The sequence below is a fragment of the Aureimonas sp. ME7 genome, assembly GCF_903970965.1.
In the GTDB taxonomy this organism is placed as follows: Bacteria; Pseudomonadota; Alphaproteobacteria; order Rhizobiales; family Rhizobiaceae; genus Aureimonas.
The window spans coordinates 645117-657459 of record NZ_CAJCKW010000001.1 but is presented as its reverse complement, the minus strand read 5'-3'; the positions used below and the strand labels follow the sequence as shown (position 1 = coordinate 657459).

11 protein-coding genes are annotated in these 12343 nt (G+C 67.7%); 9 read left to right on the top strand and 2 right to left on the bottom strand.

What is annotated here, in order from left to right; translation table 11 throughout:
* Positions 1-152: 152 nt before the first annotated feature.
* Positions 153-1592, top strand: a complete 1440-nt coding sequence (locus H7A85_RS03025) for an IS1182 family transposase (RefSeq protein WP_182084385.1) — start codon at positions 153-155, stop codon at positions 1590-1592.
* Positions 1593-2093: 501 nt separating this feature from the next.
* Here H7A85_RS03025 and H7A85_RS03020 read toward each other — a convergent pair.
* On the bottom strand, positions 2094-2456 hold the full coding sequence (locus H7A85_RS03020; protein WP_182084384.1) for an NAD(P)-binding domain-containing protein: 363 nt from the start codon (positions 2454-2456) through the stop codon (positions 2094-2096).
* A gap of 339 nt (positions 2457-2795) precedes the next feature.
* Positions 2796-3752: a GntR family transcriptional regulator gene (locus H7A85_RS03015; protein ID WP_182084383.1), complete on the bottom strand. Its 957-nt coding sequence runs from the start codon at positions 3750-3752 to the stop codon at positions 2796-2798.
* A 207-nt stretch (positions 3753-3959) separates the two neighbouring features.
* Here H7A85_RS03015 and H7A85_RS03010 point away from each other — a divergent pair, with 207 nt between their 5' ends.
* The 8 genes from H7A85_RS03010 (at position 3960) to rraA (ending at position 12342) form a co-directional block, all read left to right on the top strand.
* A complete protein-coding gene (locus H7A85_RS03010; protein ID WP_182084382.1) occupies positions 3960-5057 on the top strand; it encodes an isocitrate/isopropylmalate dehydrogenase family protein in 1098 nt (365 codons plus the stop codon).
* Between the two features lie 154 nt (positions 5058-5211).
* Positions 5212-6303 carry an ABC transporter substrate-binding protein gene (locus tag H7A85_RS03005; RefSeq protein WP_182084381.1) on the top strand — a complete coding sequence of 364 codons (1092 nt, stop codon included), beginning with the start codon at positions 5212-5214 and terminating at the stop codon, positions 6301-6303.
* 142 nt (positions 6304-6445) lie between these two features.
* Positions 6446-8131 carry an iron ABC transporter permease gene (locus H7A85_RS03000; protein ID WP_244630894.1) on the top strand — a complete coding sequence of 562 codons (1686 nt, stop codon included), beginning with the start codon at positions 6446-6448 and terminating at the stop codon, positions 8129-8131.
* Positions 8124-9197, top strand: a complete 1074-nt coding sequence (locus H7A85_RS02995) for an ABC transporter ATP-binding protein (RefSeq protein ID WP_182084379.1) — start codon at positions 8124-8126, stop codon at positions 9195-9197. Before H7A85_RS03000 ends, H7A85_RS02995 begins: the two co-directional genes overlap by 8 nt.
* A gap of 60 nt (positions 9198-9257) precedes the next feature.
* Positions 9258-9926 carry an aspartate/glutamate racemase family protein gene (locus tag H7A85_RS02990; protein ID WP_182084378.1) on the top strand — a complete coding sequence of 223 codons (669 nt, stop codon included), beginning with the start codon at positions 9258-9260 and terminating at the stop codon, positions 9924-9926.
* Between the two features lie 7 nt (positions 9927-9933).
* Positions 9934-11199 carry a 3-oxo-tetronate kinase gene (otnK, locus tag H7A85_RS02985; RefSeq protein WP_182084377.1) on the top strand — a complete coding sequence of 422 codons (1266 nt, stop codon included), beginning with the start codon at positions 9934-9936 and terminating at the stop codon, positions 11197-11199.
* A complete protein-coding gene (locus tag H7A85_RS02980) occupies positions 11196-11837 on the top strand; it encodes an aldolase (RefSeq protein WP_182084376.1) in 642 nt (213 codons plus the stop codon). The genes otnK and H7A85_RS02980 overlap by 4 nt, the downstream gene beginning before the upstream one ends.
* Positions 11838-11868: 31 nt before the next feature.
* On the top strand, positions 11869-12342 hold the full coding sequence (rraA, locus tag H7A85_RS02975; protein ID WP_182084375.1) for a ribonuclease E activity regulator RraA: 474 nt from the start codon (positions 11869-11871) through the stop codon (positions 12340-12342).
* Position 12343: the final 1 nt, after the last annotated feature.

Below are 12343 nucleotides of genomic sequence, written 5' to 3'. Positions count from 1 at the left end.
ACGCGACCAAACGCGGATCGTCGGCAAACCTCCCGAACAAGCTGGTCAAAAATCACGGGAGTGGGCACAGAAAGGTGGCCCATCTGCTATCGACCCTGGCTGTGTCAAAACCCTACGCGTGTTATTCTCGTCAGTGTTGACCGGAAGGTGGCATGGGACGCTTCGTTGTCGGTGTCGATCGCAATCAAGCGACGCTGTTTCCGCCCTGCCTCAAGGACTGGATTGCGAAGGACAACCCGGTCCGGGTGATCGACGTGTTCATCGATGCGCTGGATCTGGGTTCGCTCGGCTTCGAGGGTGTCGAGGCGGCCGCGACGGGTCGGCCCGGCTATCCTCCCTCGGCTCTCCTGAAGCTCTACGTCTACGGCTACCTGAACCGCATTCCTTCCAGCCGGCGGCTGGAGCGCGAGGCGGGCCGCAACGTCGAGGTCATGTGGCTGACGGCGCGGCTGTCGCCCGATCACAAGACCATTGCCGAGTTCCGTCGGCAGAACGGCTCCGCCATCGGACGCGTCTGCGCTCGCTTCGTGGCTCTATGCCGCGAGATGGGCCTGCTGACCGGCACGCGAGTCGCGATTGACGGCTCGAAGTTCAAGGCGGTCAACAACCGCGACCGCAACTTCACCAAGGCCAAGCTCGAGCGGCGCCGTGAGCAGATCGAGGAGAGTGTCTCACGCTATCTGGCTCAGCTCGACACGGCCGACCGCCAGGAGCCGACACCCGAACTCGCCGCCAAGGTCGCTCGGCTGAACGAGAAGATCGCCCGCCTCGGTCAGGAGATGGAGCGCCTCGCCGGCTTGGAGACGCAGATGGCGGCGGCGCCCGATCGTCAGGTCTCCCTGACCGATCCGGACGCCCGCTCGATGGCAACCAGCGGACGCGGGTCGGGCATGGTGGGCTACAACGTCCAGGTGGCGGTGGACACCGAACACCATCTGATCGTGGCGCACGAGGTCACCAATGTCGGGTCGGACCGGGCGCCGCTCAGCGGCATGGCGCAGCAGGCCAAGCAGGCGCTCCAGGTCGATCGGCTCGAGGCTGTGGCCGACCGCGGTTACTACTCCGGCGAGGAGATCTTGGCCTGCGAGCGCGCCGGCATCGCCGTCACGCTGCCACGACCGATGACGTCCGGCGCCAAGGCGGCGGGACGCTTCGGCAAGGAAGACTTCCTGTACCGCCACGACGAGAACGCCTACCGCTGCCCGGCAGGCGAGACGCTCCCCTACCGATACACGACGGTCGAGAACGGCATGACGCTCAGCCGCTACTGGACGAACGCCTGCCAGGCTTGCCCGATGAAGGCAGACTGCACGACGGGTAAGGAGCGGCGCGTCACGCGCTGGGAGCACGAGCACGTTCTGGAGAGCGTGCAGCGCCGGCTCGATGCCGATCCTCTGGCCATGCGGGTGCGGCGCGAGACGGTCGAGCATCCGTTCGGCACGCTGAAGCCCCGTATGGGCGCCACCCATTTCCTGACCCGGACGCTACCGCGTGTGTCGGCCGAGATGGCGCTCCAGGTCCTGGCCTACAATCTCACGCGGGTCCTGAACATCATGGGCAGCCAGAGGCTCCTCGCCGCAATGGCAGGCTGACCAGGCAGCCACGGCGTATTGCTCCGTCCCATCACGCCAGCCGACCGCATCGTCCTGTCTCCCCAATGATCGCAAAACGCAGCCGCAGTGCGCCCCTTCTTGACGTCTAGCCAGCCGGTCGGCCTCAAAACGTCGAACGACAACTAAGCTCGACGTTTTGACACGGCCTGGACCCGTTGCAGACATAGATCGCAGGGATCTGGCGATCCTGAAGCTGACGACATAGATCCATTCTAATTTCAGGCCGAACGCGCGCGGGCGGACAAGCCATGCAATCTCCTAGGCTGGCGAAGAGGCCGGCCAGGTAGGTGCGCGACGAGGCATCGGACAGTCCCCGATCCCGCAGCCAATCCTGGGTTGCCTCGAGAAGGCCGAAATAGCTGCCCTTCAAAGCCGAGGCGACCGCAAGAAGATCGAACTCCTCCTTCGTGCGGCAGGGAACGGCGGTACCGAGCCGGTCGAAAAGGGCGCCGACTTCGGGGTCGGGCGGATATATCGGCGTCACGCCGTTTCGCGCGGCGACGAAGGGCCAGAGGATCGCCTGGATGATCGCAAGGTCCTGTCCGATCCACCTGCGCAGGCTGTCGATCCCGTGGCTGCGATAAGGCTGACCACCCGTTGGTCGCGACGGAACCGCAGGTCGCGGACGATCTCCTCGGCGACTTGCGGCCTAACCGAAAGAACGACCGTGTCGCTTCCATCCACCACGGACTGGTTGCCGTCGGCCACCCTCACTCCCTCGTGGCGGGCGGAGAGTTCAGCCGGGACGGCGGTACCGCGCGGCGACACAAGGATGTCGCCCCCCCTGAGGCCGTCGACCATTGCCGCCGCGATCGTGCCGGTGCCGATGAAGCCCAACACCATGCTGTTCAACCTCGTATGGATGCGCCAGCCCCCCTCCGGGTTCCCAGTCGGCCCCGACGAGACAGTTGCCCCTCCGGACCGGGGCGCCGCGTTGCCCATTGGTCCGGAGAAGGATCGCACGCGTGCCCTGCAAGCGCCTCATCCGCGAGCGAAAGGCCTGCCGGAACAGGGGATCGATTTCGACGTGTCGGGCTTAACGGCGCCCCGCAGCTGCATCGCGTTCTCAGGAGATCGCCGAACGCATGGCCGTCCGATCAGCCGGCCGGGAGCGAGGCCCGGCTAGCCGTGCCCCTCGGAAGCCTGACCATAGGCTGCCTCCACCGATGGCGGAACTCTCCCCTAATCGTTCGATGGATCCGGGGACTGAACGTCCTCGCCGTCGCCGTATCCGGAGGGCAACGCGTCCTTCGCCCATCGGAGCGGCGACTTGCGTGTCAAGGCACCGCCGAGGTGACGTCGCATGAGGTAGGACGCTTCGATGATCTCGTTGCGCTCCAGCGCGGACAGGATCTCGAGGTGCTGGGTGCATTGGACGGTGAGCCGTGCCCGATCGATGCTGGAGCGGTACTCCAGCAAGCGCCGCATGCGGTTCACCCGGACGAGCGACATATGCATGAACGGGTTGCCGCTCATGCGCATCAGCTCCTCGTGGAAGATCGAGCCGTTGTCGAGCAGCCGCTCCGCCGGCAACCGCTCGATGTCGGACTCCAGCATCTTCTCCTGGATGCGGCGTTGCTCCGCGAGGATTTTCGGGTCGACGCGGAAGTCCGGTTCCAGCATGGCTGCGGGTTCGACCAGCATGCGGAAACGGTAGATCTGCTCGAACGCCTCGGGGGTCTTGGCTACGGGAAGAAGTCGCCAGCCGTAGCCCTGCTTGCGCTCGGCCCATCCCTCCCGCGTCGCGCGCACGAGGATATCGGACACTTGCGCCTTCGTCAGCCCATAGCGCTCGCGCAGCATCTGCTCACTCACCTCCGACGGGATGCGGTCGGTCAGCCAGTCCTCGGCAAGCCGTTGGTAGACGTCCGGAGCGTCGTGCGGCAGCGGCTCGCTGGCGGCGCCACCGGCGTTATAGGCGACGTGCTTGGCGAAGAAGCCGCGGTTCGGCTGCTGATCGATGAAGCCCCGTTCGTGCAGCAGGGTGAGCGCGTCCCGCACGGGCGACCGGGACACGCCGAAGCGGTCGGCCAGCGCCTGCGTGGCGAGCTTCTCCCCTACCTTGATGTCCCCGGCACGGATCAGGTCGCCGACCTTCCCTGCCAGCGAGATCACGAGCGGGCTTGCGACTTCGGACATGCGTACCCTTCCCCATGCCACGCCCCGTTCGCCGACGGCAGGCCACCTTGCTCACGGTCCGGTGAGACAATAACCAATCTGCCGCACCAATCAAAATGCATTTTTCTGTTTCAAAGTCCAAAATTGCCGTTGCATTTATAAATCGAAAAAGCCAAAACACTCCCACGCCAATCCGGCGGCGCCGCCGCGCGAAATGGGAGAGAGAAGATGCGTTTCCTTGTGCTGCCGTGCGACGGCATCGGACCCGAGATCACCAAGGCCACGATGGAGGTCCTAGAGCAGGCGAACCGCCGCTTCGACCTTGGCATCGAGTGCGACTACGAGGACGTCGGCTTCGTCAGCCTCGAGAAACACGGCACGACACTGCGCGACGAGACGATCGAGAAGGCCAAAGGCTACGACGGCATCATCCTCGGGCCCCAGTCCCACATGGACTATCCGGCACGCGACAAGGGCGGCGTGAACGTCTCCGGCGGCTTCCGCGTCCGGCTCGACCTCTATGCGAACGTCCGCCCCGCCCGTAAGCGCTCCTTCCTGCCCGGCAAGGACATGGACCTCGTAATCATGCGCGAGGCGACCGAGGGCTTCTATCCCGACCGCAACATGTACAAGGGCCTCGGCGAGTTCATGCCGACCGAGGACGTCGCGCTGTCGGTGCGCAAGCTTACCTCCAAGGCCTGCGAGCGCATCGCCCGGGAGGCTTTCCTGCTCGCGATGAAGCGCGGCAAGAAGGTCACCGCCGTCCACAAGGCGAACAACTTCATCATCACCGACGGCTTCTTCCTCGACTGGGTCCGCAAGGTCCACAAGGAGTTCCCCGAGGTCGAACTGAACGACGTCATCATCGACGCCATGGCCGCCCACCTCGTCCGCGACCCCTCGCGCTACGACGTGATCGTCTCGACGAACTTCTACTCCGACATCCTCTCCGACCTCGCCAGCGAGCTCTCCGGCAGCCTCGGCCTCGCCGGCTCGATCAACGCCAACCGCGAGGAGAACCGCGTCTGCGCCCAGGCGCAGCATGGCTCCGCCCCGGATATCCAGGGCAAGAACGTCGCCAACCCGTCGTCGCTAATCCTGTCGGTCGCGATGATGCTGAGCTGGCTCGGCGAGAAGCGGGGCCTCGCCAACTTCGAGGCGGCGGGCGCCGAGATCGAGCGCGCCGTCGACGAGGTGCTGGAAAACCCCGAGAGCCGCACCCGCGACCTCGGCGGCACCATGAACTGCGACGCCTTCGGCTCGCTCGTCGCTGCCGCCGTCGGCCGCGACAGCCAGCCCGAGCGCATGGTTGCCAACGCCCGTTGACGACATGCCCAACTGGCTTTTCGTTCCGAATTCGCCAGTCAGCCCAGTGACGACCGAGGTCGGCGGATGGTCCGCCGACCCGACATCGCCGCCGCCCCGGAGGAGCCGCAGCCATCGTGCGCGGCGGGGCGCCCGGCACTCGGGAGGAATTCACATGCGCATCTTCACGTCGGCCCTCTTCGCGGGCGCCGTCTCGCTCGCCGCCATCGCCGCCGCCTCGGCCCAGGACGTTCCCGCCGGCTATCCCGCCGACTACGCCTCGACGATCGAGGCCGCCAAGGGCGAGGGCAAGGTCGTCATCTACACCTCGACCGACATCGCGCAGGCGCAGGCCCTGCTCGACGCCTTCACCAAGAAGTACGGCATCCCCATCGAGTACAACGACCTCGGCACCAACGGCGCCTACAACCGTGCGATCTCCGAGGCCGCCGCAGGCCAGGTCGGCGCCGACATCGTCTGGAGTTCCGGCATGGACCTCCAGATGACGCTCGCTGCCGACGGCTACGTCGAAGAATACGAGTCCCCCGAGAAGGCGAACCTTCCCGAGTGGGCGGACTACGAGAACATGCTCTACGCGACCACGGTCGAGCCGATCGGCATGATCTACAACACTTCGGCCCTGCCGAAGGACAAGGTTCCGACGACCCACGCCGACCTCGCCAAGTTCCTCGAGGGAGACGCCGCCCTGAAGGGCAAGGTCGCGACCTTCGACCCGGAGAAGAGCGGCACTGGCTTCCTCCACCACACGCACGACGTCGTCGCCGACGCGGACGGGTTCTGGACGCTCGCCAAGGCCATGGGCGGCGCGGGCGTGCGCACCTACTCGAGCTCGGGCTCGATGCGCGAGACCGTGGTCTCGGGCGAGAACGTCCTCGCCTACAACATCATCGGCTCCTACGCGCTCGACTGGGTGAAGTCGACGCCGAACCTCGGCGTCGGGTTCTTCACCGACTACACGGCCGCCTTCTCGCGCGTCGCGGGCATCACCAAGGACGCGCCCCATCCGGAGGCGGCCAAGCTCTTCGTCGACTTCATGCTGTCGAAGGAGGGTCAGGACGCGCTCGCCTCGGGTGGCCTGCCGTCCGTGCGCGAGGACGTGACGGCGGGTCTCAACGTCAAGACGCTGAACGACACCGTCGGCGGCGCCCTGAAGCCCATCGCCCTCGACGACACCCTGCTCGAGTTCATGAAGCCCGAGAAGCGCGTCGGCTTCTTCAAGGAATGGCAGGCGGCGGTCGCCCGCTGAGGCGACGCCCCGACGCCCGCGGCCCGCGTCGGGTCGCGGGCCCCATCCTCCGTCACGGGATCCGCGACCCATGTCAGCAAACGCCCCCTCCATACCCGGCCGCGTGGCTTCCGCCGCCATGCGCGAGCCAGTCGAGCCCCGGATGAAGCGGCCGATCGACGCCCGCTGGTACCGGAACGTCGTCATCGGCCTGCTCGCGCTGTTCGTGCTCGCCCCGGTCGGCCTCATCGTCTACCAGAGCTTCCTCGACGGCCCGTTCTTCAGCCGCCGGACCAGCGTCAGCCTCGACGCCTATGCCTACGTCCTCAGCGACCCGACCTTCTACCAGGCACTCGGCACCACGACGCTCTTCGCCTTCGGCATGGTGTTCGTCGCGGTCCCGCTCGGAGGCATCCTCGCATTCCTGCTGACCCGCACCGACATCCGCTTCAAGCGGACGCTCGAGATCCTCGTCCTCGTGCCGATGTTCATCTCCTCGATCGTGCTCGCCTTCGGCTACACAGTCTCGGTCGGCCCGTCGGGCTTCGTGTCGATCTGGATGCGCGAGACCTTCGGCTTCGTGCCGTGGAACCTGTACACGCTCGCCGGAATCATCGTGATCGCCGGCCTCAGCCACGTCCCGCACGTCTATCTCTACGTTTCCGCGGCCATGCGGAACCTGCCGTCCGACCTCGAGGAGGCCGCCCGGACGACCGGCGCCGGGATCTGGCGGGTGTCGCGTGACGTCACGCTGCCGATGGTGCTGCCTGCGCTCGTCTTCGTGGCGGCGCTCAACATCCTGCTGGGCTTCGAAACCTTCGGCATCCCGTTGGTCCTCGGCGACCCGAACGGCATCGTGGTGCTCACGACCTACATCTACAAGCTCACCACCCTCTTCGGCGTGCCGACCTACCAGCTCATGGCGGTGGTCGCGATGGTGCTGATCCTGATCACCCTGCCGCTCGTGTTCTTCCAGCGCAAGCTCCTGCGCAACTCGCGCCGCTACGCCGCGCTCGGCGGCAAGGGCGCCCGCGCCACGCCGCTCAAGCTCGGCCGCAAGGGACAGGCGATCGCCCTGTCCGTCATCGGTCTCTGGCTCTTCGTCTCGGTGGTCCTGCCGATCGGCGGCATCACGGTGCGCGCGTTCGTCAACGCCTGGGGACAGGGCATCAGCCTCGTCGACCACCTGACGCTCCAGAACTTCCGCCACCTCCTCGACGTGCCGAGCCTGACGCGAGGTATCCTCAACACAGTGCTCCTGTCGGTGGTCGGCGGCGCGGTGGCGGTGTTCATCTACCTGCTCGTCGGCCTCGCCGGACACCGCAACCACACCGTCTCGAACACGGTGCTCGACTACACGGTGCTCCTGCCCCGCGCCCTGCCCGGCCTCGTCGTCGGCCTCGCCTTCTTCTGGCTCTTCCTCTTCGTGCCCTTCCTCACCCCGCTGCGACCGACGCTGATCGCCCTCTTCATCGCTTATCTGGTGGTGGGCCTCAGCTACGGCCTCCGGCTTCTCCAGGGAACGCTGATCCAGGTCGCGCCCGAGCTCGAGGAGGCGGCGCGCACGTCGGGCGCCACCGTCGGCCGGACCTGGCGCGACATCGTCGTCCCGATCGTCCGTCCCGGCCTCGCCGGCGCCTGGGCGCTGATCATGATCATCTTCCTCCGGGAGTACGCCGTCGGCGTCTACCTCATGGGCGCGGGCACCGAGGTCATCGGCTCGCTGATGGTCACCCTCCTCCAGACAGGCGCCATGGACACGATCGCGGCGCTCTCCTTCATCTCGATCATCCTCACCGCGGCCGGCCTCATGCTCGCCCTGCGTCTCGGAGCCAAGATCCATGACTGAGCTCGTCGTCAACAACGTCCAGAAGTGGCTGGGCGGCCTCCAGATCCTCAAGGGCGCCTCCTTCACCGCCGACCGCGGCTCGATCGTCGCGCTGCTGGGCGCATCGGGTTCGGGCAAGACCACCCTCCTGCGGTGCATCGCCGGGTTGGAGAACCCCGAGATCGGCGTCATCCGCATCGGCGACAAGGTCGCGCTCGACAACGAGAAGCGCATCCTCCTGCCGCCCGAGCAGCGCAACATCGGCCTCGTCTTCCAGTCCTACGCGCTGTGGCCGCACCGGACGGTGAAGGAGAACGTCGGTTACGGGCTGAAGCTGCGCGGCACCAACGCGGCCGACATGGAGAAGCGCGTCCAGCACATCCTGGAGCGCCTCGGTCTCGGCCACCTCGGCGACCGCTACCCGAGTCAGCTCTCGGGCGGCCAGCAGCAGCGCGTCGCGATCTGCCGTGCCCTCGTCTACGAGCCGCGCGTCCTCCTTCTCGACGAGCCCCTGTCGAACCTCGACGCCAAGCTCCGCGAGGAGGCGCGCTACTGGATCAGAAAGCTGATCCTCGACCTCGAGATCTGCGCGGTGCTCGTCACGCACGACCAGACGGAAGCACTCGCCGCCGCTGACAACATCCTGCTCCTCCAGAACGGGCGCATCGTCCAAGAGGGTGCGCCGCACCAGATCTACACGGAGCCGAGCAGCTTCTACGCGGCGGACTTCCTCGGCGCGAACAACATCGCCCGCGGCAAGATCGTCTCGATCGAGGGCAACCGCGCCACGATCGGCGGCGAGGGCTGGGCGCTGGACGGCGTGGTGCGCGACGCCGACGCGAAGCTGGCGAAGGCCGCGGACGCGCAGGCCGTGATCCGCGTCGAGCAGATCAGCGTCTCCAACGATCCCGGTCCGAACCGCCTCGAGATGCAGCTCGACGACAGCCTCTACCTCGGCGACCGATGGGAGTACCGGATCCGCCGCGGCGACTTTGCGGTCAAGGCAAACGGCGCCCGACCGCTCCCCCCGGGCCGGATCTACGCCGAGTTCCCGCCGGAGAGCGTTTGGGTCTTCCCCGCTGCTTGAAGCCGACCGCACGGGGGCCGACGTCGTCGTCGGCCCCGCCATCCCGATCCGGAGAGACCCATGCCCTCCAAGCCGCGCATCGCGCTGATCCATGCCACCCCCATCGCCGTCGAACCGATCCGGCAGGCCTTCGCGACCGGATGGGCCGACGCCGAGACCGTCAACATCATGGACGACAGCCTGTCGCCCGACCGGGCCGCGGCTTCCGGCATCACGGACGAGCTGACCGACCGGATGGTAACGCTCGCCCGCTACGCGGTCGGCATCGGCGCGGACGGCGTCCTCTTCACCTGCTCGTCCTTTGGCAGCGCCATTGAGGAGGCGGCACGGCAGTTGCCCGTCCCCGTCCTGAAGCCCAACGAGGCGATGTTCGAGGCGGCGATGGCGCGCGGCCGGCGCCTCGCCATGATCGCGGCCTTCCCGCCGTCGCGGGCCAGCATGGAGGAGGAGTTCCGCTCCGACGCGATCCGCATCAAGCCGGAAGCGGAGCTTACCACGTTCGTCGTGGAGCCAGCGATCCGCGCCCTGAACGGCGGCGATGCCGAGACCCACAACCGCCTCGTGGCCGAGCAGGCGGCCGCGCTCGAAGGGTTCGACGCCATCATGCTCGCGCACTTCTCGACGTCGCGCGCCCGCGCCGCGGTCAGCGCCGTCACGGCGACCCCGGTCCTCACCAGTCCCGACGCAGCGGTGGAGAAGATCCGCCGCCTCGTCGCCCCCGCCGCGTGAGGGTCCGATGCTTCTCGGCGTGATCGCGGACGACTTCACCGGGGCGAGCGACATCGCCAACACCATCGCCAAGGGCTGGGGCGGACAGGGCGGCCTGCGCACGACGCAGTACCTCGGCGTCCCAGCGACCGACGCGGCGCCGAACGTTGAGGCCGGCGTCGTGTCCCTGAAGAGCCGCTCGATTCCCCCGACGGACGCCGTGCGCCAGTCCCTGGAGGCGCTCGCCTGGCTCCGCCACCAGGGCTGCCGCCAGATCGTCTTCAAGTACTGCTCGACCTTCGACTCAACGCCGGAGGGCAACATCGGCCCGGTCGCCGACGCCCTGGCGGAGACCCTCGGCGCGCGGGGCGTCGTCATCTGCCCCGCATTCCCGGGAGCCGGGCGTACGGTCTACCAGGGCCACCTCTTCGTGCACGACCGCCTGCTCGCCGAGTCCGGCATGCAGAACCATCCGCTGAACCCGATGACGGACTCCGACATCCGCCGTTGGCTCGCGCGGCAGAGCCGGAACGAGGTCGGGCTCGTCGCCTCGGGCACGGTGCGGCGCGGGGCCGAGGCCATCCGCGAATCCTTGACCGACGCTGCCGTCTCCCCGCTCGTGGTCGTCGACGCGACGTCCGACGACGACCTCGTCACCATCGGGACGGCCTGTGCGGACGCGCCCCTGCTGACGGGCGGGTCCGGCATCGCGATCGGCCTACCCGCCAACTTCATCCGGGCCGGGCTGGCCTCGGGGTCGGGCAGCGGCGCGGTCGCCGTCGACGGTCCGGAGGCGATCCTCGCCGGAAGCTGCTCGGGAGCGACGCGCGGCCAGATCGACCGCCACGCCGCCAGCCATCCCGTGCTCGCCATCGACGTCGACGCCGTCATGCGCGACGCGACCACCGCGCGGGACATCGTGTCGTTCGTCCGCTCGAACGAGGGACGGGCACCCCTCGCCTACTCGTCAGGCACGCCCGACGAGGTCCGCCGCCTCCAGGAACGCTACGGACGGGACGCGGTCGCCCACAAGCTCGACGCCCTGTTCGCGGACACGGCCAGGATGCTGGTCGAGGGCGGCGTGCGCCGCCTCGTGGTCGCGGGCGGCGAAACCTCCGGCGCGGTCGTGTCCGCCCTGAACCTCGACGCCCTCCGGATCGGCTCGGAGATCGATCCCGGCGTCCCCGTGCTCGCCACGGAGAACGGCAGCCTCGCCCTCGTGCTCAAGTCGGGCAACTTCGGCGCGCCCGACTTCTTCGAGAAGGCGCTCGGCAGCCTCGGGGGCCAGGCATGAGCGAGCGCGAGCTCCGCGAGGAGATGGTCCGATATTGCCGCTCGCTGTTCGAGCGCGGCTTCTCCGTCGGCACGGCGGGCAACGTCAGCGCCCGGGTCGCCGACGGCTTCCTCATGACGCCGACGAACTCGTGCCTCGGCTTTCTCGAGCCCGAGCGCATCTCGAAGCTCGACAAGGACTGGAACCATGTCGGCGGCGACAAGCCGTCGAAGGAGGTCTTCCTCCACCGCGCCTTCTACGAGACGCGGCCGGCGACCGGCGCCGTGGTCCACCTCCACTGCACCCACTGCACCGCGCTCTCCTGCCTCGCCGACCTCGACGACGCGGACTGCGTCGAGCCGATCACCCCCTACGTCGTCATGCGCGTCGGCAAGGTCGCGCGCGTCCCCTACGTCAAGCCGGGGGACCCGCGCTCGGGCGACCTCATCCGTGGCCTCGACGGCCGCCATGCTGCCGTCCTCCTGGCGAACCACGGCCCGGTCGTCGCGGGCAAGGACCTGACCTCGGCTGTCTACGCCTCCGAGGAGCTGGAGGAGACCGCCAAGCTCCTCCTGATGCTGCGCCCGTTCAAGACCCAGCGACTGACGGACACGCAGGTTGAGGAACTCGAGGCCGGCTACGCCCGGCAGATGCGTTGACCCGCGCCCCATCGAACACGAGGACACGAACATGAAGACTGCCGACCTGGTCGATGCGCACGACGCAAAGGTCACCCTCTGCGACCTGCCATTCCGCCGCTTCGGGCGTCGCGTCGCCTTCCACGGGCCGATCGCGACCGTGAAGTGCTTCGAAGACAACGCCCTGATGAAGGCCTGCCTCCAGGAACCCGGCGAGGGCCGCGTGATGGTGGTCGACGGCGGGGGCTCGACGCGTTTTGCACTCCTCGGGGACATGATCGCGCAGATCCTCTTCGACAACGGCTGGGCCGGAATCGTCATCAACGGCTCGATCCGCGACTGCGTCGAGATCGACGCGATGGACGTCGGCGTGCGGTGCCTCGCGACCAGCCCAAAGAAGAGCGCCAAGGACGGTGCCGGCCGCAAGGAGATCCCGGTCCGGTTCGGCGGTGCCGAGTTCCGCCCGGGCGACTGGATCTACGTCGACGCGGACGGCGTCCTCGTCTCGTCCGAACGGCTCGTCTGAG